The following is a 25,495-nucleotide window of genomic DNA, read 5'->3' on the forward strand; positions in this document are numbered from 1 at the left end:
GTGTAACCGACGGTTCTCTGGCCGATGTAGTCGACGGTGGCTACTGCGTGGGCTGTGGCGCTTGCGCTGCAGTGACCGATGCTCCGGTCGCAATGAGATTTGATCGGTTCGCGAAGTACCGACCTGACCATGTCGCTGCGGCGCGGGCCACTGTGTCCGAGCAAGTGTGTCCCTTCCTGGACGGGCCGGATGAGGACGCGCTCGCCGCGCAGGCGTACTCAAGTCTCGGTGGCGGTCACGATGCTAGGCTCGGTTGGTATCAGGGACTCTATGCGGGCCATGCGATTGAGCGAGGTCATCGGAACGAGGGCAGCTCCGGTGGCCTGACCAGCTGGCTCCTGGCGGAGTTGCTGAATCGAAAGATGGTGACCGGCGTCATCCATGTACGGCCGATCGTTGAGAGCGGCAAGCCGCGTTTCGCCTATACCGTATCCACGTCAACGGACATGGTGACGGCGAACGCGAAGACGAGGTATTACCCGGTCGAGATGTCGCAGGTGATGGCCCAGGTGCGTGCCACGCCCGGGCGCTACGTTTTCGTCGGCGTGCCGTGTTACGTCAAAGCTGTCCGGCGGCTGATGCGCGCCGACCCCATCCTCAAGGAGCGGATCGTCTATGCCGTGAGTCTGTTCTGCGGCCACATGAAAAGCGGGCGATTCGCTGAAAGCCTGGCCTGGCAGATGGGATCTCAACCTGACGACTGGAAGACGGTTGATTTCCGCAGGAAACTGGCCGACCGGCCGGCAAGCTCTTATGGTTTTGCTGTGCAGCCGCACGGTGGCGGCGCCGAAGTGGTGATGCCTATGGGTCAGCTGGAGGGCTACGATTGGGGCATGGGCGTCTTTCGGCTCTCGGCCTGCGATTACTGCGACGATGTAGTCGGCGAAACCGCCGATGCGAGTTTCGGCGATGCTTGGTTGCCGGCTTACGTGAACGATAGCGCGGGCACCAGCCTTGTGATCGTTCGTCACCCTGAACTGCAGCAGTTGTTCGTCGAAGCGAGGCACGAGGGCCGCATTTCCCTCGACGACAGCAACGTGGACGATATGGTCAAGTCGCAGGATGCGAGCTTTCGCCACCGTCGTATCGGGCTTGCCTACCGCCTGTGGTTGAAGGACAAGAGGGGGCAATGGCGACCGACCAAGCGTGTGCAGGCCGAAGCAAGTCACGTCGTCGCAGTCTACCGCCTGATCTTTCGATACCGGATGTTCATGAGCTGGAGCAGTCACCTAGTATTCGGTGTCGCCCGCAACATGAAGATGCTGTGGGTCTATACGGTATATGTGCGTGTGTTGGCGCGCCTTAACAAGAGCTTGGTGAGATTGAGCAGGTCACCGCGCTTCTCGCGTCGAGCTTGAAGGCCTGTGGCAGGAAGCGGAGAAATATTTTGAATGCATTGCAAGGTCGGGTGGGGCGCCTGCGGCGTCGTGTGCAGGCGCAGTTGCGTCAGGCGCTGCGCGGTATGTCGGGCGGGTCCGCCCGCCGCGACGATGCGCTCGTGGTGATGAGCGCTGCGGCAGGCAGCCTGGGCGACCAAGCCATGCTCCAATCGGTTGCGGACAACCTGCAACTCATGGAACTTCGGTATGTGCGCCAAGTGTTGATGCCCAACTGGGGCGAGTTCGCGGTTAATGGCCCCATGCTCCCCAGCCTGCGCTTTAGTGTTGAAGAAGTGGAGGCCAAGTCCGCGCGCGTTGTAACCGCCGTACGGGATGCAGGAGCCGTGCTTGCAGTAGGCGCCGATATCATCGATGGCTACTACGGCTTGCATCCAGTACGCTACCAGATCGGCATGCTTCGCATTGCTGCCGAACAGGGCCGGCCTGCGATTCTGCTTGGCCACAGCATCAGCGAGCAGCCGCATCCCGAAGCAGTGCAAATGATTGCTTCGCTGCCTCCGTCGGTGGCCGTCTATGTGCGTGATCCCATCAGCCATGCCCGTTTTGAGCGATTTATGGGGCGTACGGCAACGCTGGTTGCTGACGTAGCCTTCTTGGTGCAGCCTGACCGTACGTCGGGCGATAGTCGCCAAGCTGCGCAGTGGATCGCTGCTCGACGGGCCGCTGGCGACCTCGTGTTATGCCTGAACGTCAGCGGCTTAAACGCTGAAAAGCAGTCGGCCGGTCTCGGGGTGCAGGAGTACTGGAGTGCCTTCGTCAAGGGCTTCCTGAGCCTCCATCCACACACGAGCTTCCTGTTTCTCTCGCACGACAACCGCAGCAACAGCTCCGACGCATTGATGCAGCGTGAAGTCATCGCCTCCTTGCCCGCCGCGGTGCGTCAGCGCGTTTACGCGGTCGATACCCCTGAGACAGCCGCGATTGCGAAGTCCATTTCTGGCATGACCGACATGGTGTTCGCTGGCCGCATGCATCTGGCGATCGGGGCTCTGTCCCAGGCTGTGCCGACGTTCTGCATAGCGTACGTTGGCAAGTACGAAGGTTTGGCGGAACATCTGCGAATTCCGGATTTCATCCCGGAGGCACATGTGCTGGAGCAGCCGGATACTTTGGCTGCCTGGCTCGCCGCCAAAGTTCCAGACCTCCAACAGCGCCGCAAGGCTTTGCAGGACCGTCTGCCCGCGGTTAAGGCGATGTCCAAGATGAACTATGCCTCGGTGAGCCAGCGTTCGGGCGCCGCTTCAGGTGCGGCTGGTTAGCGTGCGGTACTTTGGCCTGTCCTTGAAGTTGATGCGCTGGCCCTTGACGATCCTGTCCAGTTGCTCCATGGCATCGCTGACATAGTCTCCACATGCAAGGTGGTAGGCTACGGCGCCGCGAATGTTGGCGGAGTACCCCGAGGGGCTATTGGGCGGACTGAAGGCTAGGTCAGGCCGAAAGTCCTTGAGTTGCGCGAAACAGTCCGTGATTACCACGCTTTCCGGAAAACGAATCGGGGGGCCATTAGGCTTGAGCGCGAGCTGAAATGTCTGACCTTCGCACCCTACCGCGAAGAACACGCGATAAGGCTTCATCTCCGCAAAGCTCTTGAGCAGGTCCATCGGCTTTCCTGCAAAGGAAAAGCGATCACCGGGATGGGGGCTCCAGGCGCCATTTGTCTTGTCCTTGGCCGGTGCGATCGTGATGCGTGAGGATGCAGCATCGAAATTCAGATTGCAGCGCAAGCTGCCCAACACCCCATTCATGTTGTCGACCAGATTGCCGTCCTCGTCGCGGTAGCTGCAAGCCATGGCTACTAAGCAGGCCATGTCAGCTTGTCTGGCGAAGCCGTTCCAAAAGCGCCCGAGGTGGGCTCGCACATAGGCCGCTTCAGGGGTGCCTAGGATATCGGCCTGGTGGCATACCGACCAAGACATGTAAGCGATCTGCCAAGGTAGGCCGTTGCCCTTGTCTTGCATGAACAGGCCCGCCTCACGAAAACTCGCCGGGACCTTTGACATATAGTCTTTGAATGCCGCATATGAGGAAGCGAGCACGTCATTCAGGTACTGACGTACGGCGGCGCCATCGGGCGCCACATCCGGCGCTAGCGCCGCGGCTTGCGCAACGTCGCGCGAACGCCAAGCTGCCATGCGCTGGCCACCAATGCCGTAGAGCAGCACGCCGCTACCTTTGTAAAGCGTTCCTCCCGAGCCGACGCGGACACCGCGCTCTCCGCCCCATGCGCCCTCGAGCAATTGCTGCCGCGGAAACGTGGTGCCCCAGACAGTTCCGTTGCCCTGGTTGAGTTCCAGAACATGCGCGAAGGCATGTTCGGTTAGCAGATCCAGGTACTGTGGCTCTCCGGTGAAGAGGTAGGGCCAATAGGTACAACCAGGCCGGTGCGCTGTGTCTTCACGCCATAGCGATTCGTTGGGGGCGGGTTTGGTCATGCCGCTCATATAGATGTAGCCGCGCCAGTTGGTCTCAGCGTTGCCAAGCCCTGGATATTGCGCGCGGATGTCAACGCATGGCACTGGTTGCAGCGTCGCGCGCTTGCGAAAAGTCAGCCGGAATCCCGCGGCGGACAGCCCGTTCACGCGCATCACCCGCTCGTGGTCTTCGGACTGTTTGAGCAGGTGGCGCACGTTCCATTCGGGCAGTAGTCCGACGTCGCTGCGCTCGCCGGTGGTGCCCATTGCGCGGGTGATGCTTCCCTTTCCCATGGGGTGGTAGTCGATGCGTTCTGCGTCGTTAATGGGGACCTCAGGATCAAACGGAGGTACAAGACCGCTGCGCCGCAAATTTTCGCCATCGAGCGTTACGCGCACATGGGCGTCGGCAGGGCTTTTACCGATGCCCTGCACATAATCCCATCGACCGTCGTGCCCGGCGGAGAAGAAGGACGCGTAGTGCGGCAAACGGATGGCGTCACCGGGCGTCTCGGTCGTCGTATGGCCCTGCAGCTTGCGCAGCACTTGCGCCCTTGCGCGCACGCTGGCGGCGAACTCACGGTGTTCTGCCTTGGGTTGCTCCACGTCGGTCCAGGGCTGCGCAATGCGCGCAAGGTAGCGCAAACCTGCGAACTCGTCATTGGCGCCGGTAAGCGCCATGACATAGTGCCAGCAGTACAGCTGCCCATGGGCCTTGCCTGCACGATTGCGAAACTCGGAGCCAATGCGCCAGAGTGTGCCGGCAGGTCCGCTAGCCAGCTGGACGATATCGGCACGGCTGTGGATTCCGTCGTTCAGTGCGGCTGTCCAAGTGCCTTCCAGGCCGACAAGCCCTTCGAGCATGACCGACAGCTCTGCCGATTCCAGATCGGCGGTGGTGCGCTTACCGACTTGGCGTTCGGCGCTGCCGCCAGCCCGCACCTCTAGCTCGAGGCTGGCGCCGGCAGCAACGGGAGCCGGAACCCGGACGACGGCGCCGCAGAACTTCATGGATCCATCGGGCCAACTCGTGATGCCCCACAGCGTTGCCGGGCAGTCTGTGCCATCGGCCAGCACGAACCGCGGGCGCTCGCCAGCGGGCATGTCGCCCTGCCTGAAGGCTTGGCCGAACATGGGCGTCACGAAATGCGCGACCTGTGGTCTCTCGGCATGCGTGTTATGTAGCCGCACGACGCACAGACGCTTTCCGGTAGACGTCGCGGCCTTCGGTGAACCGGGTGCCGCTACGGCGCGGCCAAGCCAGGCTGGCAGCAACAGCCATAGCATCAAACCGCGCCGCCTGTCCGCAGGCGCTACGGAGGACGTGCGGCGAGACCCGACCACAACCAGCAAGACGCCAATGCCGATGACCGCAGAGAAGCCCAGTACTAGACCGAAGCCCCAACCAAAAAGATCCATCGCCATCTCCCAGAAAGGACGGAGCGCCCGCAGACCGCGGGGAGCACTTCGGCCTGGAACAAGAAGCTTGGTGTCCAGCACCGTGCGGGGGTTCAACCCTGCTGATTTCAGCCTGTACCCAGACTACGCAAGAACGCTGCGGTCTCGCGTTCGTAACGGCGATTGCGAAAGCGCACCGAGCCGATGAAGTGAAAGAACACCGAACCGACATCCGTTTGATGGGCCGAAGCGTATTTCGGAAACGGCAGCACGCGCGCGCCGGCCTGGTTGGCGACCACGAAGTTGGAGGTGACCTGCTCCGTTCCCCAGTCCCGCCAACGTTCACCGAGCTTGCGGCGCATTCTTTCCGAAAAATCGAGGAGGCAGCCACGCATGTCCGCACCCGTACGGAATCCGGTGAAACCAGAGCAGCCTCGGACATAGAGCGTCTCGGGCGGCAGGCCGATCCCGTCCAGCGATGCCTCTGCCAGGGCCTGTACATGTCCGCTGGTCCAGGTGCGCGCAGTGGCTGCAAACACTGCCAGCGGATCGATGCGCTGCGCCAGCACCTCGCCGATCACGAACGGGCGATTGGCAACGATGCTGTCGCAGACTTCTGGCAGTGGTCCCGTCGTCAGCGTGTCGGCGTCGAGCTGGACGGTGAATTCGCGCGTCGCGTACTCCGAGATGGCGAACAGGCGTTCCCAGGTGCCCCCCCGTGGAATGGACGGATGCGTGAACTCCTCCGCGTCGCGCAACTCCAGGTGCGGGATGTGCGCACGCAGTGTGCCTCGATCGGCGGGCGTGATGCTGGGGTCACAAACCACGACGGCCCGCTGCCCGGCGGCCTGACGGTGGAACGACTTGAATGCGACCAGGTACGGGACCACATCGCGCGTGTGCACCATTGACAGCGTGGTCAGCGGCAAGGCGCCGGGCCGCACTGGAGGCGTACGCAACACGGCCTTGGCCTGCTGCATGTAGAGCGCTTTGTAGTAGGTTCTGGCGCAGCGCTCGCGAATGGCTTTGAGTGTCGGCATGCGGATCTTCGTTTGACGTGTGCGTGGCGCAGGGTTTCAGGGCGCTGGCTCGCACCCCGAAACCGGATCGTAACGGCTCGCCAGGGTTGCCATCACTGCGGCAGAGACTGCGCAGCCGCTGCCATGGCCAGGTGCAATCCAATGGAGTTCAGGTGGCCGTCGTATGGGCCGACCGCGAGCGAACGCTGCGACTCAGCCGCGTGCGCTGCATAAATTGGTTCCAGGTCATGCACGGTTACGCCCTGTTCGCGCAAGCGCAGGATCAGGTACGCGCGCTCCAGCTCCGCCAGTGTCCGGGGGGCAGCCTGGCTGGTGCGGCGACCGTCGACGAGAAAGACGAGCTGCCGGATCTGCGCGCGTGGAACGGTGGCGAAGAACTGCTGGACGACGGCGTCGACCATGGCTTGCGCGCGTGCCAGCTGCTCCGGGTCGGGCGCGACCGGTGCGACCTTGCCGGCCCCGGCGCCGGCCTCTTCAGGTGGCTTGCGGGTGAACATGGCCTTGGTCACCGTGGCAAGCTTGAACCGCAGCTGACTCATAAGGTACTGCGCAAGCGCCGAATGCCGGGCCAGGTCGGTCCACGCCGAAGCGCGCGGGTGCCTGGAGATCCGGGGTTCCAGGGTCGACGGGTCGAGGCAGCGGCTCACGACGTTGCCGCTGCCGCACAGCGCCTGGCGGGCGTCCGCTCCCTCCATCAGCACGACGAAATCGCGGATCTGGAAGCGTTCGCTAGCGAAGCGGATGCGCTGTGCGTAATCGAGCATCGCGGTCCCCGGCGTTCCCATGGCGTAGACCTTACGCCGGCCCTGGAGCAATGCTTCCAGCTGCGCGGCCGGTCGATCGCGCGGCGCCAGCATGGAGGCCTCGACGTAACTGTCGCCGATCAGTGCAACGGCCTGCGAATCGACGGAAAACTCATGCTCTGCCGCGAAGCCCCAGTTGTTGGCCCGCAGTGTGTGCGGATTGCGCAGGTCCCAGCCCGTGGCCATGGTCCACGTATGGTGCGCCGGATAGGCCAGGATGTCGGGATCGTGGTAGTAGCCCGTCATCGTGGCCGTGGACACGGGCAAACCGCGAAGCACGATTTCCGCGCAGACGACGGCGGCGGCGATGCCGCCAAGGAACAGGAGCGCTGCGCGGCCCATCAGAAGTTGAAGTAGATGAACGCGCTGGACGAGCTGCGCGTGGTGTTCACGATGACGAGGGCGACAGCGCAGGCCAGCGCGGCGCCGGCCAGAGGGGGCCGCCAGGCCGGTCGGGCCTGCATGGTGGCGAGCAGCCGCTCCCCGAGCGTGTTGCTGTTGCGCGAGAACACGGCGACCGCACCCAGCACCGCGCACCAGCCAATCGCCACCGACGGCTGCAGACCGGCGTTCCACCACAGCAGGCCGTGGTCGGTGCCTCGCGGAACCCATCCTGCCATGGACTGCAGCATGCGCCATGCGCCTTGCAGCGTCTCTGCCCGGAACAGCACCCAGGCTGCCACCACGGACACGAAAGTGAACACCCAGGCCGACAGCCGGAATACCACATTGGCATCCAACGCGGCGCGCCAGCCGAGCTTCGCCGTCAGTGCGCGAAACGCGTGGTTGACCATGAGGTAAGCACCATGCATGGCTCCCCACAACACGAATGACCAGCTAGCCCCATGCCAGAGCCCGCCTAACACCATGGTTGCGCCCAGGTTCACGTAGCGTCGTATGCGGCCCTTGCGGTTGCCGCCCAGTGGCACGTAGAGGTAGTCCCGCAGGAAGGTGGAGAGCGAGATGTGCCAGCGGCGCCAGAAGTCGCTGATGCTCAGTGCCTTGTAGGGAGAGTCGAAGTTGAATGGCAGGCGGATGTTGAACATCCAGGACAGGCCGATGGCCATGTCCGAATAGCCCGAGAAGTCGAAATACAACTGGAACGTGTATGCGAGGGCACCGATCCAGGCTTCGGCCATGTCCGGATGCGCGCCCGCATCGACCGGCACGAACACGGCGTCGGCGTAGGGGGCGATGCCGTCGGCCAGGACGACCTTCTTGAACAGGCCAATGCAGAAGATCGCCAGGCCGGCGCTGCAGTGGGCGGCGTTGAAGCGGTAGACGGCGCGGTTGGCGAACTGCGGCATCATCTGCGCGTGGTGCAGCACCGGGCCCGCGATCAGGTGGGGAAAGAAGGTGACGAAGAGCCCGTAGTGCACTGGCCGCGCCTCCCGCACCTTGCCCTGCCACGTATCCACCAGGTAGGCGATCTGGGTGAAGGTGTAGAACGAGATGCCGATTGGCAGGATGATGCGCCCGACGCCGAAGTTGGTCCCCAATAGCGCTTCCAGGTTGTCGATGAAGAAGTTGGCGTACTTGAAGTACGCCAGGGTGGCCAGGTTCAGAACGATGCCTGTTACCAGCCAAGTGCGGCGCACAGGGCCCTGACGGGCCGCAATGCGCTCGCCAATCCAAAAGTTGACACCGATCGAGCCCAGCAAGAGCAGCGTGAACTCCGGCATCCAGTAGCCATAGAAGAACACGGAGGCGGCAAACAGCCATGCGGCCGCGAGCGCGGGTGCGCGCCTGCCGAACGCAAAAAAGCCGATCAGAACGATCGGCAGGTACAGGAAGCTGAACGTCGCGGTGGTGAACAGCATGACTGATCAGGCAGCACGCGGGGCACTGCCTGCTGGTGATCGCGGTGCTTTCAGCGCCCGATCGGCAGATAGGTCAGCCCGGCCGCGCGCACGAATTTCGGGTCGTACAAGTTGCGCCCGTCGAACACCACGGGGGCCTTGAGCTTGGCCTTGATGCCGTCGAAGTCCGGGCTGCGGAATTCCTTCCACTCCGTGACGATGACGAGCGCGTCGGCATCGTCCAGGCAGCCCATCGGGCTGTCGCCGTAGCGCAGGCCGTCCTGGTCGCCGAAGATGCGCTTGGCCTCGTGCATCGCCACCGGGTCGTAAGCCGTGACCGAGGCGCCCGCGGCCAGCAGGTCGGCGATCAGCGTGCGGCTGGGCGCGTCGCGCATGTCGTCGGTGTTGGGCTTGAACGCCAGGCCCCATAGCGCGAAGTGCTTGCCGCGCAGGTCACCGAAGTGGGCCTTGATCTTGCCGGTCAGCACGTGCTTCTGCAGGTCGTTGGCTTCCTCCACGGCCGTCAGCACCTTGAGCTCGATGTTCGCCTTGTCCGCAGCGGTCTTGATCAGCGCCTTGACGTCCTTGGGGAAACAGGAGCCGCCGTAGCCGCAGCCCGGGTAGAGGAAGTGGTAGCCGATGCGCGGATCCGAGCCGATGCCCTGGCGCACCATCTCGATGTCGGCGCCCAGCTTTTCGGCCAGGTTGGCCAGCTCGTTCATGAAGCTGATGCGCGTGGCCAGCATGGCGTTGGCGGCGTACTTGGTCAGCTCGGCACTCTTCACGTCGGTGACGATCAGGCGCTCGTGGTTGCGCTGGAACGGGGCGTACAAGGCCTTCATGAGCAGGATGGCCTGCTCGTCCTCGGCGCCGACGACGATGCGGTCCGGGCGCATGAAGTCCTCGACCGCCGCCCCTTCCTTGAGGAACTCGGGGTTGGACACCACGCTGAAAGGCACTTCGGTGCCGCGCTTCTTGAGCTCTTCCGCCACGGTGGCGCGCACCAGGTCGGCCGTGCCCACGGGCACCGTGCTCTTGTCGACGACGATCTTGTAGTCCGTCATCAGGCGACCGATGTTGCGCGCGGCGGCCAGCACGTACTTCATGTCGGCCGAGCCGTCCTCGTCCGGCGGCGTGCCGACGGCGATGAACTGGATGGTGCCGTGGTCCACTGCCTTCTCGATGCTGGTGGTGAAGTGCAGACGGCCGGCCGCCACATTGCGCCGCACCATCTCCTGCAGGCCTGGCTCGTAGATCGGGATGCCACCTTCTTCCAGGATGCGGATCTTCTCCGGGTCCACGTCCAGGCAAAGCACGTCGTTGCCGACTTCGGCCAGGCAGGTTCCACTCACGAGGCCGACATAGCCAGTTCCAACGACGGTGATTTTCATGGTGTGCAGAGATTGGGCGAGGACAATGCCGCCCCCATGGCGGCAAAGTCGCGATCTTAACGAGCAGATGCGGCAATGTTGCGGCGCAGCAACCTCTCTTTCCGTTCCGGCCCCAATTTGTCCGCAAAGTTCGATGCAATTTCTCCTGCGCCCTTGGGCCGGTGTGGCGGTTTGCGCGCGATGGCCCGGCGCGGGACCCACGCCCTGACGGGCCTGGCCTGTGCAGCATTGGCCCTGTGGCTGGCTGGCCGGCATCCGCTGGCACCTGCCCTGGCGTCCGCGCTGTGCCTGCTCTGGCTGGCCGTGGCCAGCCGGTGGCCGCGCTTGTGGCTGATCGTCGTGCCGGCGGGCATGCCGTGCTTGAGCCTGGCACCCTGGACGGGCTGGATCGCTGCGGATGAAACCGATCTGCTCGTCCTGGCGGCGCTCGCCGCCGGCCACGTGCGCCTGGCCATGCGGAGCACGCCGAGCCTGGACGACGCCGGTTGGCGGTGGCGCGACGCCTTGTGGCTCGCGCTCGGCCTGTCGCTGCTGGCCGGGCTGTGGCTGGCCTGGACCGACCTGCAGCGTCTGCCGCCGCATGCCTCCGGCCCCTACACCTCGTTCGAGAACAGCCTGCGCGTTGGCAAATCGCTGGGCTATGCCCTGCTGGCCGTGCCCTTGCTGCGCGACGCCCTGCAGCGCTCGACCGTGTGGTCGCAGCGCTGGCTGGCCTGCGGCCTGGTGGCCGGCCTGGCCGCGTTCGCACTGGGCGTGTTGTGGGAGCGCGGGGCGCTGCCCGGCCTGCTGAACTTCGCCTCGGACTACCGGACAGCGGGGCTGTTCTGGGAGATGCACGTCGGCGGTGCGGCCATCGATGGCTACCTGGCGCTGGCCGTGCCGTTCGCGGTATGGGCGGTGGTGTCGGCGCGGCGCCCCCTGGCATGGGCCGCCGCCGCGGTGCTGGCGTTGGTGCTGGCCTATGTCTGCCTGACCACCTTCGCGCGCGGCGTCTACGGCGCGGTTGCCGGCGGCCTGGCGGTGGTGGGACTGCTGCTGCACCGGCAGCCGCGCCGTGCCCTGGCCGATGCGGGGCCGCCGTGGCGCCGGCGCGCCAATGCGGTGCTGCGGGTGCTGCTGGTGACCCAGGTGCTGTTGATGGCGCTGGCCAGCAGCTTCCTGTTCGACCGCCTGGGCGATACCAAGGAGGATTTCGGCAGCCGTTTGTCGCACTGGATGCGGGGCGTGTCGGTGTTGCAGACGCCGACCGCATGGCTCGCTGGCGTCGGCCTGGGCCGCCTGCCCGAGCACTACGCCGACATCGACCGCGCCGGCGAATTCCCGGGCGCCGCCGTGGCGCTGGCCGATACCGCGCGCCCTGGCGGACATTTCCTGCGCCTGTATGGCCCGCCCACACGCCCGCAACTCGCCGGCCGGTATGCGCTCACGCAGCAGGTCACGCTGCTGCCGGGCGCGCGCTACCGCGTGGGGCTGGACGTGCGCATGGCGCAGCCGACGCGGCTGCGCATCCTGGTCTGCGAGCGGCATCTGCTCTACGAGGGCGATTGCCAGGTTCGCCATCTGACCCTGCGCGGCGCCAGCGGCGCCTGGCAGCATGTGGAGATGGACCTGGCCGGACCGCCGCTCGCAGCCGGCGCTGCGTGGGCGCCGCGCCGCGTGAGCCTGGAGCTGGCCGTGACGCGGCCCGGCGGCGCCGTGGATCTGGACAACCTGTCCCTCACGGCCGGCGCTCGGCCGGTCGCGCTGCGCAACCCCGGCTTCGAGCAGGGGCTGGCGCAGTGGTTTCCGGTGGTCGACAGCTACTTCCTCCCATGGCACATCGACAACCTGTACCTGGAATGGCTGATCGAACGCGGCTTGCTCGCCCTGCTGGTGTTCGCCGTCCTCGTGGCGGCGGCGCTGTGGCGGGTGTCGTTCGGCGTGGCGCGTGGCCAGCCGCTGGCGCCATATCTGGCGGCGGCGCTGTCAGGTGTCTGCGCGCTGGGCCTGGTGAGCAGCGTCATGGACATGCCGCGGGTGGCATTCCTGTTCCTGTTGCTGCTGTTCTTCGCCTTGCACCTGCCGCAGATGCCGGCCGAGCCCGGTTCCGGCGCCCACGTATAGTGGCGGCCCAGCCCGCAGGCCGCGCCGTACCCCGGGTGGCGGCAACGGGTGCGCTTTGCACTGTCCGTGAGGTATTTCGTGCCCCTTGACGACGACACAGCCCGACGCCTGCACGCGCCCGCCTTCCAGGCCTACGCGGCCGGCACACCCTTGATCGATGCGCTGCCTGCGCGCCGCAGTGCGGCCATGCGCCGACGCGTGCTGGTGTTCTTCAGCGTGTTCCTGCTGTCGGCCATCGCCGGCCTCACGTACAACTATCTGCGGCCGGCGGTGTACCTGGCCAACGCGCGCGTGCAGTTGACCCCCTCGGTGCTGGGCGCGTCGATCGCGGCTTCGGCACCGCGCGATGCGTCGCAGGATTTCCTGACGGAGCTGCAGAACCTGGGCAGCCGGCCGGTGCTCGAGAAGGTCGCCCAGCGCCTGGCTGGCGGGCCACTGCAGGGTGCGGGACTGGACGAGCGCGTCCAGCAGCTGCAGGAGATGCTGAGCCTGCGGCCTGTGGACGGCACGAACGTGGTGCGCATCGAGGCGCGCGGGCCGGACCGCCAGGGCGTGGCGCGCCTGGTCAACACGCTGGTGGAGGTCTACCGCGACGAACAGGCCGCCCAGGGCGACAACGCGCTGCAGCAGCAACTGGCGCAGGCGCGCGAGACAGCGCGCGAGATGGACGAGCGGGTGCGGGCGCGCCAGCGCGAGGTGGAAACGTTCCGCATCAATTCCGCCATCGTGTCGGCCGAACGCAGCGAGAACCAGACGCTGGCGCGGCTCAAGGGCCTGGGCGATGCCGTGGCCAAGAACGACGAGCGCGCCGCCGCGGCCGAAGGCCGGGTGCGTGCGCTGGAGGAGGCGGTGGCACAGGGCCGGCGCCTGCCTTCGGCCAAGGAGAACCCCACCGTCGCCAGCATCGAGGCACGGCTGTCCCAGCTGCGCGAGGACTACAAGGCGATGGAGCGTCAGTTCACGCCGCAGTACCTGGACATGGACCCGACCGCCCGGGCGGCGCGCAACCGCATTGCCGACCTGCAACAGCAACTGGACAACGAGCGGCGCAAGGGCGTGCAGAACGCGTTGACCGAGGCGCGCGAGGAACTGGCCGGTGCCAAGGCCACGGCGCAGCGCCTGCAGCAGCAGTTCGGCGAGGACCGGCAGAAGGCACAGAACTTCACGCGCCGCTTTGCCGAGTTCGAGGCCATGAAGGACGACCTCAAGGGCCTGGAGCAGGTCCGCCAGGGCGCGCGCCAGCGCTTGCTGGCGCTCGAGGCCACGGCGCGGGAACGCAAGCCGCGGCTGCTGGTCGTCGAGCCTGCCACGGTGCCGGAGACGGCCTGGCGTCCGCTGTACACGCGCGATGCCGCAATCGCTGTGGGAGCTTCCTTGCTGCTGGGCTTCCTGGCCGTGTGGTTCGTCGAGTTCTTCAACCGCACCGAACCCGTGGCGCCGGGGCCGTCCACGGTCATCGTGCCGCAGCCCTGGCTGCAGCCCCATCCGACCGGTCCCGTGCTCGGCGCAGCGCCCGCCATGCCGGCCGTAGCGCACCAACCGGAAACGCCACCTGCGCCAATGGCGACCCCGCTGCTGGCGCAGGCCTTGCCGCGCGAACTGGAGCAATACGAGGTCGGGCAGTTGCTGGCTGCGACCGCACCAGAGCACCTGCCTTTGCTGGTGTGCCTGCTCTGTGGGCTGTCGGCCGAAGAGGCGGCAGCCCTGCGCGTCGGCGACCTGGATGCGGCCGCGTGCCGTTTGACGGTGCCGGGCGATGCACCGCGTGCGCTGGCGCTGTCCGAGCCGCTGCTGACCCTGCTGGTCGCCAGTGCGGGCGCCGGCGCGCCGCCGCCGCAGCCCTTGCTGTCGGCCTCCGGCCAGGCGCTCGCGGCTGCGGATGTCGCCAGCGTCGTGACGTCCAGTGCCTTCGACGCGGGCCTGGAGCAACCGCAGTCGGTGACGCCCGAGAGCCTGCGCCACACCTACGTGGCCTTTCTGGTGCGCCAGGGTCTGCGGTTCGGCGATCTGGGGCGCCTGGTCGGCCGGTTGTCGTCCGAGCAACTCAACGCGCTGGGGCCACTGGCGCCGCCCGGTGAGCGCAAGCCGTTGGCGGAAATCGAAACCCTGATGCCCGCCGTGCTGGCGCTGCGCTGAAGCTCAGCGTGCAGCGCGCAGGGCGGCCGCTCGTCCCGCCAGGTCCTGCCACGCCGGCTTGTCCGGCGCATACCGCTGCCGCAAGTAGCCCGCCAGCGCCGCGATCTGCGCGTCCGACAGGTTGTCGGCAAATCCCGGCATGAAGCCGACCTGCGGCCCTGCCGTCTCGCGCACGCCTTCCAGGATCACGCGCAGCAGATTGTCCGGGCGCGCGCTGTGCAGCTTGGTCGACAGCGAAAGCGGCAGGTTCAGGCCCAGCAGCCGGGGACCGTCGCCATCGTGGTGGCAGGCGCCGCAGGCGTTCTCGAAGAGGCGCTGTGCCGGGCCGGGCAGCGTGTCCGTGCGTGCGGCCACGGCAGGCGCCGGAGCGGCCTTTGCCTGGAACGAGGCCAGGTAGCTGGCCATCGCGCGGATGTCGGCATCGGGCAGCGCCCCGAGTTCCTGCACCACGGGCGCCATGGGGCCCGTGGCCGCGCCGTGTTCGCGGCTGTGGCCATGGCGCAGGTAGTCGTAGAAGCTCTGGGCCGTCCACGGCACGGGCGCCTTGGACAGCGCGGTCAGCGCCGGCGCCTCCCAGCCGTCGATCAGTGCGCCCGACAGGAAGGCCGCACCGCCGCGCTCCGCGCCCAGCGCATCGCGCGGCGTGTGGCAGGCGCCGCAATGGCCCACGCCGTTGACGAGGTAGGCGCCGCGGTTCCATTCCGGCGTCTGGCCGGGGTCGGGCTTCCAGGCGCCGGCGTCCAGGTTCAGCGCGTTCCAGCCGGCCAGCAGCGGGCGCAACCCGAACGGGAAGCGCAGTTGCGTGGCGGGCGGCTGGTGCGCCACGGCCGGTTGCGCCATCAGGTAGGCGTACAGGGCCGTCAGGTCCTCGTCCGTCATCTTCGTGAAGGCCGTGTACGGAAAGGCCGGATACAGGTGGCGGCCGTCGCGCGAGATGCCCTCGCGCATGGCGCGCTGGAAGGCGGCCAGCGACCAGGCACCGATGCCGGTGGTCGGGTCGGGCGTGAGGTTGGTGGTGTAGACCGTGCCGAAGGGCGTGTCCATGGCGCGGCCGCCCGTGTTGGGCTGGCCGCCCGGCGCGGTGTGGCAGACCACGCAGTCACCGGCGGCCGCGAGCAGGCGGCCGCGCTCGATGGTGGCGGCGCTGTAGGTGTCCAGGGCCGGGCGTGCCACGGGCGCGATGGCGCTGCGCCAGCCGGCCAGCCCGGCCACGGTGGCGATGCCGCCGACCACCAGGGCCAGCGCCACGGCCCATACGGGCTTGCGGCGCGGCAGGCGGGCGTCGGGCGGCAGCCCCCCCGCAGGCGCGGGCACCGCGGCTTCGGCCTGAGGGGCGGGTGCGGGCGGGAGCGGCAACTGGCCCTGGTGCAGCGCCGCGCGCACCACCTCGGGCGTGAACGGCGGCGCGCGCAGGCGCACGCCGGTGGCGTCGAAGATGGCGTTGGCGATGGCCGCCGTGCCCGGCACCGAGGCCGATTCGCCGGCCCCCAGGGGTGCCTCGCCGGGCCGCGGCATGAGCATGACCTCGACGACCGGCACCTCGCGGAAGGACAGCAGCGGGTAGCTGCCCCATTCGCGGTTCAGCGTGATGCCCGTCGCCGGCTCGACCTCCACGCGCTCCTTGAGCGCGCGGCTCGTGGTCTGCAGCACGTTGCCGTGCACCTGGTGCTGCACGCCGGCCGGGTTGACCATGAGGCCCGCGTCATGGCCCACGACCACGCGGCTCACGTGCACCTCGCCCGTGCGCCGGTTGACCTCCACGTCGGCCACCCAGGCCGCCCAGGCGGCCCCGAAGCCCGGGAACTTGCTGTGGATGTAGCGCGCGTAGGCGAAGCCCTGGCCCTTGAGGATGTCGCCTTCGGCCGGTTGCTGCTGCGGCGCGGTGTGCGGCTTCCAGCCGGCCTTGGCGGCCGTGGCGCGCACGAGCTCGGCCGCGCGCGCATCGGGCAGGTGGCGCAGCCGGTAGTCCACCGGGTCGACGCCAGCGGCCGTGGCCAACTCGTCGATGTAGCTTTCGTGCGCGAAGGAATTGGGCAGGGCCGACACGCCGCGCAGCCAGGAGGCCCGCAGCATGGGCGCCATGTCGTTGGCCGCCACGCGCAGGTGGGTGTAGGCATAGGGCGGCACGGCTGTGCGGTCGCCCATCTCGAAAGCCTTGGCCACGGGCTCCACCGTGCGCGTGAGCAGCAGCGCCAGCGTGGGCGCGCCGTTGCTCGGGTAGGAGGTCTGGAAGTCGTAGGCGGCCGGCGTGCCGTCGGCATTGAGGCCGCCGTCGATCTGCATGAGCTGGGCCGCGCCCTTGGGTTCCCAGGCCGTCTCCTGCGCGCGCGTGAGCTGCACACGCACGGGCCGGCCCACCGCGCGCGACAGCAGCAGCGCGTCGGCGGCCACGTCGTCGGCGCCGTTGCGGCCGTAGCAGCCGGCCGCCTCCATGCGCACCACGTCGATGCGGGCATCGGCGACGCCGGTCAGCAGGGCCAGGTCGGCGCGCAACACATGCGGGTTCTGGGTCCCGGCCCAGACCGTGGCCACCGTCTCGGCCGCCTCGCCGTGCCAGTGCGCGAGCGCGCAGGACGGGCCGATGGACGCATGCAATTGGTAGGGCCACACGTAGGTGCGCGGCATGTGGGCGGCAGCGCCCGCGATGGCGGCGTCCACCTGGCCCTGCTCGAGCAGCAGCCGGCGCGTGGAGGGGTTGGCACGCAGCGCCTGCTCGGTCTGGTCGATGCCGGGCATGCCGGGCCAGGGCTTCCAGCGCACCTGCAGCGCGGCCATGGCGGCCTCGGCCATCTCCTCGCGTTCGGCGACCACGCCGACGAAGTCGCGCTGCACCACGACCGCGATGACGCCCGGGATGTGGGCGACGGAGCTTTCGTCCACCCCTTCCAGCGTGTTGCCGACGAAGTCGCCAGCGTCGAGGCCGGCATAGGGCGGGCGCACCACGCGGCCATGCAGCATGCCGGGCACGCGCATGTCGTGCACGAAGATCTGTTCGCCGTGGACCTTGGCCGGGATGTCCACGCGCGGCAGGGACTGGCCGACCAGGCGGTAGTCCTCCACGGCCTTGGTCGGCGCCTGGGTGTCGAGCCGCAGCTCCACACGCCGGCCCGCGAGTGTGGCGGCGCCGCCGTTGGCCTGCAGCCAGGCCCGTGCCTGGGCCGCGGCCAGGCGCAGCGGCCCGGCGTGGATCTGGATCGACGCACTGGCGATGGTGGCGCCCTGGTTGGGCACGCTGGCCGTGCTGCCCATGACCATGGTCACCCGCGCGGGCGCGAGATCCAGCTCCTCGGCCACGATCTGCGTGAGCGCGGTGCGCAGGCCGGTGCCCAGGTCCACGTGGCCCGCGAAGCCCGTGGCGCTGCCGTCGTCCCAGCAAGCCAGCAGCACCTCCGGGCCCTCGGCCGGATTGCCGGCCACGGCGGGTGGCTGCCCTGGCGCGGGCGGCGGCGGCGCCGGCACCTCGCGCAGCACCAGCAGCACACCTTCAGCGCCGCGCATGGCCGCACGCGACAGGCCCGCCTTGTCGGCACGCATCAAGGGCGGCCCTCCGCGCAGCGCCGTGCCGCGCGCTGCACGGCGTCGAGAACTTCCAGGTGCGTGCCGCAGCGGCACAGGTTGTGCGAGAGCTCGGCGCGCACCTGCTGCTGCGTCGGAGCGGGCACGCGCGCGAGCAGCGCGACGGTGGCCATGACCATGCCGTTCAGGCAGTAGCCGCACTGCGCGGCCTGCGCATCGATGAAGGCCTGCTGCACCGGGTGCGGCGCCTCGCGCGTACCCAGGCCTTCCAGCGTGGTGATGTGGCGGCCCGCCACGCCGTGCGCAGGCACCACGCAGCTGCGCGCAGCCACGCCATCGACCAGCACCGTGCAGCTGCCGCACTGGCCCAGGCCGCAGCCGTACTTGGGACCGTTCAGGCCGCAGTCGTTGCGCAGCAGGTGCAGCAGCGAGGTCTCGCGCGGCGTGTCGAAGTGCCGTTCGCTGCCGTTGACGTGCAGGGTGTAGGCCGTCACGCGCCTTCCACGTCGCCGGACTGGATGCGCTTGACGCCCTTGGCCGCCATCTGCTTCCAGGCCGCGGCCAGCGAGCCGTTGAGGTCGATGGCGCGCGTGGCGTCCTCGACCACGTAGGCCTCGAAGCCCGCGGCGCGCGCGTCCAGTGCGGTCCAGGCCACGCAGAAGTCGGTCGCCAAGCCGGTGATGTAGACGGTCTTGATGCCGCGCGCCTTGAGGTAGCCGGCCAGGCCGGTCACGGTCTTGCGGTCGGCTTCCTGGAAGGCCGAGTAGCTGTCCACGCCCTTGTTGTAGCCCTTGCGGATGATGAGCTGCGTGGTGGGCAGTTGGAGGTCCTTGTGCAGCGCGGCGTCCTCCGTGCCCTGTACGCAGTGGTCGGGCCACAGCACCTGGTTGCCGTAATTGAGCTTGATGCTGTCGAAGGGCTTCTTGCCGCCGTGCGCACTGGCGAACGAGGCATGGCCCTGCGTGTGCCAGTCCTGCGTGACCACGATGTTCTGGAACGCGAGCGAGAGCTTGTTGATGACGGGCACGACCTCGGCCCCGCCCTTGACGGGCAGCGTGCCGCCATCGATGAAGCAGTTCTGCACGTCGACCACGATCAGCGCGGCGTTGGCGCCGGGCTTCAACTTCGCGGCGGCGAACAGCGGCGGCGCCAGGGCGACGAGGCCCAGTGCGGCGGCGGAGCGGAGGACGGTTCTGCGTTGCATGGAAAGCTCCCGGTGGTGGAAGAAATCAGACGCTGAGGTAGGCGCGGCGCACCTCTTCGTTGGCGGCCAGTTCGGCCATGCTGCCTTCGAAGCGGATCTGCCCCTTCTCGAGCACGTAGGCGCGGTCGCTCACGAGCTCGGCGAAATGCATGTTCTGCTCGGACAGCAGGATGGACACGCCCTGGCCCTTGAGCTCCAGGATCATGTGGGCCATCTGCTCGACGATGACGGGCGCCACGCCCTCGGAGGGCTCGTCCAGCAGCACCAGGTAGGGGTTGCCCATCAGCGTGCGCGCCACGGTCAGCATCTGCTGCTCGCCGCCGCTCATGCGCCCGCCCGGGCGGTTGGGCATCTCGCCCAGGTTGGGGAAGAGCTTGAACAATTTCTCGGGCGTCCACAGCGGCGCGTCCGTGCCGTCCGCCCAGCGGCGTGCGGGCTGCCTGCCGACTTCCAGGTTCTCCATCACCGTGAGGTCGGTGAACACGCGCCGGTCTTCGGGCACGAAGCCCAGGCCCAGGCGTGACGCATGGTGCGGCTCGGTGCGCGAGATGTCGTGGTCCAGGAAGCGGATGCTGCCGGCGCGCTTGGCCAGCATGCCCATGATGGCCTTGAGCGTGGTGGACTTGCCCGCGCCGTTGCGGCCCATCAGCGCGACGACCTCGCCGCGGCGGACCGACAGGTCCACGTCGTAGAGGATCTGGGCGGCACCGTACCAGGCGCGCAGGGCCTTGGTTTCGAGCAGAGCTGTCATGCGTGGGCCATTTCCTTTTCAAAGGTCTTGCCGCTGCCAAAGTAGACCTCCTGCACCTTGGGATGGTCGCGGATCTCCAGCGGCTTGCCCTGGGCGATCAGCCGGCCGCGGGCCAGCACGATCATGCGGTCCGCATACGCGAACACCACGTCCATGCTGTGCTCGGTGAACAGCACGGCCATGCCGCGGTCGACCACGAGCTGCTTGGTCAGGGCCATGAGTTCGTTGCGCTCCTTGGGCGCCATGCCGGCCGTGGGCTCGTCCATGAGCAAGAGCTTGGGGTCGTTGGCCATGGCGATGGCGAGCTCCACGCGCTTGACGTCGCCGTAGGCCAGCTCGCTGCACGGCCGGTCGGCCTGCGCGCGCATGCCGACCTGCTCCAGCAGCGCGAGCGCGTCGGCGCGCCGGTGGTCGGCCGCGCGGCGCCACATCGCGAACAGCTTGCCATCGTGCGAGAGCAGGGCCATCTGCACGTTCTCCACCACGGTCAGCGAGGCGAAGGTCTCGGCGATCTGGAAGGTGCGGCCCACGCCCAGGCGCCAGATCGCACGCGGCTTCATGCCCACCAGCTCCTGGCCGGCGAGCCGGATCGAGCCCTGGTCGGCGCGCAGCTGGCCGTTGACCATGTTGAAGGTGGTGGTCTTGCCGGCGCCGTTGGGGCCGATCAGCGCGAGCAGTTCGCCGGTGTGCAGCGTGAAGTCGATGCCGTCCACGGCCTTGACACCACCGAAGGACTTGCCCAGGCCTTGCACTTGAAGGAGAGGAGCGTTCATGGCTTGGCCCTGCGGTCGAACAGCTGCTTGAGCGAGCCCGCGATGCCCTGCGGGAACAGCAGCACCAGCAACAAGATGATGCCGCCCAGCATGGCGCGCCAGTAGTCGGTGTTGCGCGCCACGGTGTCGTGCAGCCAGGTGAAGCTGACCGCGCCTACCACCGGGCCGGCCAGGGTCTGGATGCCGCCCAGCAGCACCATGACCAGCCCGTCGATGGACTTGGTGACGTTGAGCGACTCGGGCGAGATGCTGCCCTTGGAGAATGCGTACAGCGCACCCGCCAGGCCGCCCACGGCGCCGGCCACGACGAATGCGGCCCACTGCATGCGCTTGACGTCGATGCCGATGGCGTCGGCGCGCAGCACCGAGTCGCGCCCCGCCCGCAGCGCGTAGCCGAAGGGCGAGAACAGCACGCGGCGCAGCCACCAGATGCCCAGGGCCACGAGCACCAGCGTGAGCCAGTAGTACATGCGCTTGTCGGCGAATGCGGCCGAGGGCCACACGCCCGTCAGCCCGTTGCTGCCGCCCGTGAAGCTGTCCCACTGGTAGGTGACGGCCCAGGTGATCTGCGCGAAGGCCAGCGTGAGCATGGCCAGGTAGACGCCCGACAGCCGCACCGCGAACCAGCCGTAGACCACGGCGCCCAGCGCCGCCACGAGCGGCGCCAGCACCAGCGCCGCCTCCATCGGCAGGCCACCGGCGCGCACGAACAGCGCCGCCGCATAGGCGCCCAGGCCGAAGTAGGCCGCGTGGCCGAAGGAGTGCATGCCCGCCGGCCCCATGATGAAGTGCAGGCTGGTGGCGAACAGCGCGGCGATCAGCAGGTCGATCAGCAGCACCGTGGTGTAGGAGGACGCATCCGTCAGCAGCGGCACGGCCGCCAGGGCCAGCGCCAGCACCGCCGCACAGGCGAGGTAGGCGCGGCCGGGTTGGCGCAACGGCTCTTCCGCCATGCCCACGTAGCGGCTCGGCGCCTGCGGGCGTCCCAGCAGGCCCCAGGGCCGCCAGACCAGCACCGCGGCCATGACCAGGAAATCGACCATCAGCGTGAGCTTGGAGAAGGACACGCTCACGCCCAGGATGTCGACCACGCCGAGCCAGATGCACAGGGCCTTGAGCTCGGCCACCAGCAGGGCGGCCAGGTAGGCCCCCGGCAGCGAGCCCATGCCGCCCACCACGACGACCACGAAGGCCGCGCCGATGGTGTGCAGGTCCATCTCCAGCGTGGCCGGCTCGCGCGGCAGCTGCAGGGCGCCGCCCAGGCCGGCCAGCAGCGCACCCAGCGCGAACACGGCCGTGAACAGCCAGGCCTGGTTCACGCCGAGCGCGCTCACCATCTCGCGGTCCTGCGTGGCCGCGCGCACCAGCGTGCCGAAGCGCGTGCGCGTCAGCAGCAGCCAGACCAGGCCCAGCACCACCGGGCCGACGGCGATCAGGAACAGGTCGTAGGACGGGAACTGCCGTCCCAGGATCTCGACGGCGCCGCGCAGGCCGGGCGCGCGCGGGCCGAGCAGTTCGTCCGGGCCCCAGATCCACAGCGCGGCATCCTTGATGACCAGCACCAGCGCGAAGGTGGCGAGCAGCTGGAACAGCTCGGGCGCCTTGTAGATGCGGCGCAGCAGGACGATCTCGACGATGGCGCCGAGCAGACCCACCGCCAGCGCCGCCAGCACCAGCGCGGGCCAGAAGCCCAGGCTGCCGCCGAGCCGGTCGACCAGGGTGTAGGCCAGGTACACGCCCACCATGAAGAACGAGCCGTGCGCGAAGTTCACGATGCGCGTGACGCCGAAGATCAGCGACAGCCCGGCCGCGACCAGGAACAACGAGGACGCCGCGGCGAGCCCGTTGAGGAGTTGGACGATGAGTCCCGAGAAGCTCATGGGAAATTCTCTGCAGGCCGCCGCGGCCGGGCGGCGCATGGGTGCATCGGGGGCATGGGCGCCGGCTCGCCGGCGCCCGCCTCAGGGTGGAGCGGTCAGTCCTGCGCGCGCGACTTCTTGATCTCGGCCGCAGGCGGCTGGAAGCGTGCGTCGGCGCCGTCCAGGTAGACGTAGTCGACCATCACGCCCTTGCCGCCGTCGTTCTTGGTCCGGCCGACGAAGGCGCCCATGGTGGACTGGTGGTCTTCGGCGCGGTAGGTGATCTTGCCGAAGGGGCTGGGCACCTGCAGGCCCTTGAAGGCGGCAACCAGCTTGTCGGCCTCGGTGCCGCCGGCCTTGGCGATGCCCGCGGCGGCCGAGTGGATCATGCTGTAGCCCACCACCGAGCCCAGGCGCGGGTAGTCCTTGAACTTGGCCTGGTAGGCCTTGAGGAAGGCATCGTGGTCGGCCGTCTTGACCGAGTACCAGGGGTAGCCCGTCACGATCCAGCCGTCGGGGGCCTCGTCCTTGAGCGGATCGAGGTATTCGGGCTCGCCGGTCAGCACGGAGACGACGGTGCGGTCCTTGAACAGGCCACGCGTGTTGCCTTCGCGCACGAACTTGGTCAGGTCGGCGCCGAACAGCACGTTGAAGATGGCATCGGGCTTGGCGTCGGCCAGTGCCTGCACCACGCTGCCGGCATCGACCTTGCCCAGCGGCGTGGCCTGCTCGGCGACGAACTCCACGTCCGGCTGCGCGGCCTTGAGCAGGTTCTTGAACGCTGCCGTGGCCGACTGGCCGTACTCGTAGTTGGGGTAGACGATGGCCCAGCGCTTCTTCTTGAGCTTGGCCGCCTCGGGCACCAGCATGGCGGCCTGCATGTAGGTGCCCGGGCGCAGCCGGAAGGTGTACTGGTTGCCGCCCTGCCAGGTCATCTTGTCGGTCAGCGGTTCGCCGGCCAGGTAGAAGAACTTCTTCTGCTTGGCGAAGTCGGCCAGCGCCATGCCGGTGTTGGACAGGAAGGCGCCGGCGAGCAGATCGACCTTTTCGCGCGAGACCAGTTCCTCGGCCATGCGCACGGTGTCGCCCGGGCTGCCGTTGTCGTCGCGCGTGATGAGCTCGATCTTCCTGCCGTTGATGCCGCCCTTGGCGTTGATCTCCTCGACGGCCAGGTCCATGCCCTTCTTGTAGGGCTCCAGGAAGGCGGGCTGGGCCTTGTAGCTGTTGATCTCGCCGATCTTGATCACGCCCTGGGCATGGGCCGGGACGAGCGAGGCGAGCGCGAGGACCGATGCGGCGCTGAACACATGACGCAGGGATTTCATCGAGAGACTCCTAGGGAACGATGGAAACATGCTGGTGGGCGGCCGGCGGCTCAGCGCAGGCCGTCCTTGCCTTCGATCTCGCTGGCCTGCAGGCCGCCGACGCGCGGCAGCGGCCGGCCGCCGGCGGTGACGGACACGGCCACGACGATCTCGTTGGCACGCGGTGCATCGGGCACGCGCGCCTCAATCGCGTCGAAGTGGCTGCGCACGAAGGCGGCGTCCTTGTGGCCCAGCGGCACGTCGATGGCACAACCCATGCCGCCCATCTTCTTGGCCGAGGGCACCAGGGCCGCGCCCTTTTCGACGGCCCGGCGCAGCGGCGCGCCGAGCTTGGGGTGCAGGATGGCGGCCGCGTGCTCCAGCTCCCCGGCCTCGCCGACGATGGCGGCCTTGCCGTAGCCCTCGGCCTGCGCGGGGGTGATGCCCAGCGCAGCCACGCACTTGTCGCCGAGCAGGCCGCCGAGTTCCTCGCCGATGGCGACCAGCGCGTCGAGGTTGTCCTCGTAGCGGCCCGCGAAGGGGTTGGTGATCACGGCCATGGCCAGTGCGCGGCGCACCGGAGGCGTGACCGCACGCCCCATTTCGAGGCGGGTCTCATCGACTTGGACGATCAGTTTGCGGATCTCTGCAGGCATGGCGGCGGTTCAGGTGGCAAAGAGGAGGGCATTGTGCGATCGGCGAGGGCGCTTGCGCTTAGGTACTTTCATTAAGCAATTACTGCACCAACTGGTGTTCGAGGGCGGCGCCGGTGCTGCGCCAGCGGTCCTGGCAAACCAGCGCAGCATGCCAGATCAGCCCCTGGGCGCGCAAAGCCTCGGCGCGGGCCAGGCCGGCCTGCAGCGCCTGGTCGACGAGCGGCGTCGGCAGGGGTGGAACATCGACCGTGACGAGGCGCTCACCGAGGTCGCTGTCGTCTTTGATCTGGCAGGCCGGCAGGCGCGCGATGCGCGCGTCGGACACGTCGACGGCGTTGGCGATCACGGTGGCGGCGGCGTCCGCCGCCGCCGCGTCGCGCGCCAGCACGGTCACGCTGTCGGCGATGCCCAGCGAGAAACTGCGGCCGCGCCAGCCGCTGGTGGCCACGCCCCGCACGGGCAGATCGGCCGTGAGCGTGAACTGTGCGTCGGTGTGGAGCTTGCTGCTCTGGCCCGGCCGAAAGCGGGCCAGATCGGCCCACAGGCCCACGCGCACCTGCTGGCCCGCGGTCAGGTGGATGGCGATGTCGCCGCCGTTGTTGACCCAGGCACGCGCGATGCCGGCGCCGGTGTAGTGCGCGAGGATGTCCTGGGCGACGGCACCGGCCACGGCGGCCATGGGCGTGATGAAGCCGCTGCGGTACGGCGCACAGGCCTGCCACATGCGGCGCGCAACGCCGCCATGCAGCGGGCAGTCGGCACCGACCGGTGCGCGCAGCAGCGGCAGCTCGGCCACGAGTTCCGGCAGCACCGTCGTGAAGCGCTGCCAGGCCGCGTCGTGGGCGGCCTGCACGGCATCGGCGTCGCCGTCCGCCGCGATCACGAGGTCGATGGGCCCGTGCTGGAAATGGGCCCGACCGCTGGGCAGTGTGCTGCGGTTCGGGCCCATGG

General features: G+C 68.1%; 18 protein-coding genes. 4 read left to right on the forward strand and 14 right to left on the reverse strand.

Going from position 1 to position 25,495, the window contains the following annotated elements:
* Window positions 1-71: 71 nt before the first annotated feature.
* Window positions 72-1,358 carry a Coenzyme F420 hydrogenase/dehydrogenase, beta subunit C-terminal domain gene (locus tag IE209_RS00905; protein WP_189685151.1) on the forward strand — a complete coding sequence of 429 codons (1,287 nt, stop codon included), beginning with the start codon at window positions 72-74 and terminating at the stop codon, window positions 1,356-1,358.
* Between the two features lie 29 nt (window positions 1,359-1,387).
* Complete coding sequence (locus IE209_RS00910; protein ID WP_189685152.1) at window positions 1,388-2,659, forward strand: polysaccharide pyruvyl transferase family protein; 1,272 nt, start codon at window positions 1,388-1,390, stop codon at window positions 2,657-2,659.
* Here IE209_RS00910 and IE209_RS00915 read toward each other — a convergent pair.
* From IE209_RS00915 to IE209_RS00935, 5 genes are all read right to left on the reverse strand, one after another.
* Window positions 2,642-5,230 (reverse strand): RIFT barrel domain-containing protein, encoded by a 2,589-nt coding sequence (locus IE209_RS00915; RefSeq protein WP_189685153.1) that lies wholly within the window; start codon window positions 5,228-5,230, stop codon window positions 2,642-2,644. The genes IE209_RS00910 and IE209_RS00915 overlap by 18 nt on opposite strands.
* 107 nt (window positions 5,231-5,337) lie before the next feature.
* Window positions 5,338-6,249, reverse strand: coding sequence for a hypothetical protein (locus IE209_RS00920; protein ID WP_189685154.1), 912 nt, complete (start codon window positions 6,247-6,249; stop codon window positions 5,338-5,340).
* A 92-nt stretch (window positions 6,250-6,341) separates the two neighbouring features.
* Complete coding sequence (locus IE209_RS00925; protein ID WP_189685155.1) at window positions 6,342-7,394, reverse strand: hypothetical protein; 1,053 nt, start codon at window positions 7,392-7,394, stop codon at window positions 6,342-6,344.
* Complete coding sequence (locus IE209_RS00930) at window positions 7,394-8,872, reverse strand: MBOAT family O-acyltransferase (protein WP_189685156.1); 1,479 nt, start codon at window positions 8,870-8,872, stop codon at window positions 7,394-7,396. Before IE209_RS00930 ends, IE209_RS00925 begins: the two co-directional genes overlap by 1 nt.
* A gap of 50 nt (window positions 8,873-8,922) precedes the next feature.
* Window positions 8,923-10,242 (reverse strand): UDP-glucose dehydrogenase family protein, encoded by a 1,320-nt coding sequence (locus IE209_RS00935; protein WP_189685157.1) that lies wholly within the window; start codon window positions 10,240-10,242, stop codon window positions 8,923-8,925.
* A gap of 180 nt (window positions 10,243-10,422) precedes the next feature.
* Between IE209_RS00935 and IE209_RS00940 the strand changes: the two genes are divergently transcribed.
* Window positions 10,423-12,345 (forward strand): hypothetical protein, encoded by a 1,923-nt coding sequence (locus IE209_RS00940; RefSeq protein ID WP_189685158.1) that lies wholly within the window; start codon window positions 10,423-10,425, stop codon window positions 12,343-12,345.
* Between the two features lie 78 nt (window positions 12,346-12,423).
* On the forward strand, window positions 12,424-14,481 hold the full coding sequence (locus IE209_RS00945; protein WP_189685159.1) for a GumC family protein: 2,058 nt from the start codon (window positions 12,424-12,426) through the stop codon (window positions 14,479-14,481).
* Window positions 14,482-14,484: 3 nt separating this feature from the next.
* Here the strand turns inward: IE209_RS00945 and IE209_RS00950 are convergent, their stop codons facing one another.
* The 9 genes from IE209_RS00950 to IE209_RS00990 all read right to left on the reverse strand — a co-directional run bounded on the left by IE209_RS00950 (window position 14,485) and on the right by IE209_RS00990 (window position 25,493).
* On the reverse strand, window positions 14,485-18,018 hold the full coding sequence (locus IE209_RS00950) for a molybdopterin cofactor-binding domain-containing protein (protein WP_373305247.1): 3,534 nt from the start codon (window positions 18,016-18,018) through the stop codon (window positions 14,485-14,487).
* A complete protein-coding gene (locus tag IE209_RS00955; RefSeq protein WP_189685161.1) occupies window positions 18,015-18,491 on the reverse strand; it encodes a (2Fe-2S)-binding protein in 477 nt (158 codons plus the stop codon). The genes IE209_RS00950 and IE209_RS00955 overlap by 4 nt, the downstream gene beginning before the upstream one ends.
* Complete coding sequence (gene pncA, locus IE209_RS00960) at window positions 18,488-19,201, reverse strand: bifunctional nicotinamidase/pyrazinamidase (protein ID WP_189685162.1); 714 nt, start codon at window positions 19,199-19,201, stop codon at window positions 18,488-18,490. The genes IE209_RS00955 and pncA overlap by 4 nt, the downstream gene beginning before the upstream one ends.
* A gap of 25 nt (window positions 19,202-19,226) precedes the next feature.
* Window positions 19,227-19,952: an ABC transporter ATP-binding protein gene (locus IE209_RS00965; protein WP_189685163.1), complete on the reverse strand. Its 726-nt coding sequence runs from the start codon at window positions 19,950-19,952 to the stop codon at window positions 19,227-19,229.
* Entirely contained in the window at window positions 19,949-20,725 is a 777-nt protein-coding gene (locus IE209_RS00970; RefSeq protein ID WP_145544898.1) for an ABC transporter ATP-binding protein, read from the reverse strand. Before IE209_RS00970 ends, IE209_RS00965 begins: the two co-directional genes overlap by 4 nt.
* On the reverse strand, window positions 20,722-22,605 hold the full coding sequence (locus tag IE209_RS00975; protein ID WP_189685164.1) for an ABC transporter permease: 1,884 nt from the start codon (window positions 22,603-22,605) through the stop codon (window positions 20,722-20,724). The genes IE209_RS00970 and IE209_RS00975 overlap by 4 nt, the downstream gene beginning before the upstream one ends.
* A 95-nt stretch (window positions 22,606-22,700) precedes the next feature.
* Complete coding sequence (locus IE209_RS00980) at window positions 22,701-23,909, reverse strand: ABC transporter substrate-binding protein (protein WP_189685165.1); 1,209 nt, start codon at window positions 23,907-23,909, stop codon at window positions 22,701-22,703.
* Between the two features lie 50 nt (window positions 23,910-23,959).
* Entirely contained in the window at window positions 23,960-24,544 is a 585-nt protein-coding gene (locus IE209_RS00985) for an amino acid synthesis family protein (RefSeq protein ID WP_189685166.1), read from the reverse strand.
* Between the two features lie 79 nt (window positions 24,545-24,623).
* Complete coding sequence (locus IE209_RS00990) at window positions 24,624-25,493, reverse strand: UPF0280 family protein (protein WP_189685167.1); 870 nt, start codon at window positions 25,491-25,493, stop codon at window positions 24,624-24,626.
* Window positions 25,494-25,495 lie beyond the last annotated feature (2 nt).

It is taken from the genome of Pseudorhodoferax aquiterrae (assembly GCF_014652235.1).
Lineage (GTDB): Bacteria > Pseudomonadota > Gammaproteobacteria > Burkholderiales > Burkholderiaceae_C > Pseudorhodoferax > Pseudorhodoferax aquiterrae.

Bases quoted from the DNA above. Each gene is read 5' to 3' on its own strand.
- IE209_RS00975 (WP_189685164.1), bottom strand. From the start codon at position 22,605: ATGAGCTTCTCGGGACTCATCGTCCAACTCCTCAACGGGCTCGCCGCG.
- IE209_RS00930 (WP_189685156.1), bottom strand. From the start codon at position 8,872: ATGCTGTTCACCACCGCGACGTTCAGCTTCCTGTACCTGCCGATCGTT.
- IE209_RS00980 (WP_189685165.1), bottom strand. From the start codon at position 23,909: ATGAAATCCCTGCGTCATGTGTTCAGCGCCGCATCGGTCCTCGCGCTC.
- IE209_RS00940 (WP_189685158.1), top strand. From the start codon at position 10,423: ATGGCCCGGCGCGGGACCCACGCCCTGACGGGCCTGGCCTGTGCAGCA.
- IE209_RS00985 (WP_189685166.1), bottom strand. From the start codon at position 24,544: ATGCCTGCAGAGATCCGCAAACTGATCGTCCAAGTCGATGAGACCCGC.
- IE209_RS00935 (WP_189685157.1), bottom strand. From the start codon at position 10,242: ATGAAAATCACCGTCGTTGGAACTGGCTATGTCGGCCTCGTGAGTGGA.
- IE209_RS00920 (WP_189685154.1), bottom strand. From the start codon at position 6,249: ATGCCGACACTCAAAGCCATTCGCGAGCGCTGCGCCAGAACCTACTAC.
- IE209_RS00990 (WP_189685167.1), bottom strand. From the start codon at position 25,493: ATGGGCCCGAACCGCAGCACACTGCCCAGCGGTCGGGCCCATTTCCAG.
- pncA (WP_189685162.1), bottom strand. From the start codon at position 19,201: ATGCAACGCAGAACCGTCCTCCGCTCCGCCGCCGCACTGGGCCTCGTC.
- IE209_RS00925 (WP_189685155.1), bottom strand. From the start codon at position 7,394: ATGGGCCGCGCAGCGCTCCTGTTCCTTGGCGGCATCGCCGCCGCCGTC.
- IE209_RS00915 (WP_189685153.1), bottom strand. From the start codon at position 5,230: ATGGATCTTTTTGGTTGGGGCTTCGGTCTAGTACTGGGCTTCTCTGCG.
- IE209_RS00965 (WP_189685163.1), bottom strand. From the start codon at position 19,952: ATGACAGCTCTGCTCGAAACCAAGGCCCTGCGCGCCTGGTACGGTGCC.
- IE209_RS00970 (WP_145544898.1), bottom strand. From the start codon at position 20,725: ATGAACGCTCCTCTCCTTCAAGTGCAAGGCCTGGGCAAGTCCTTCGGT.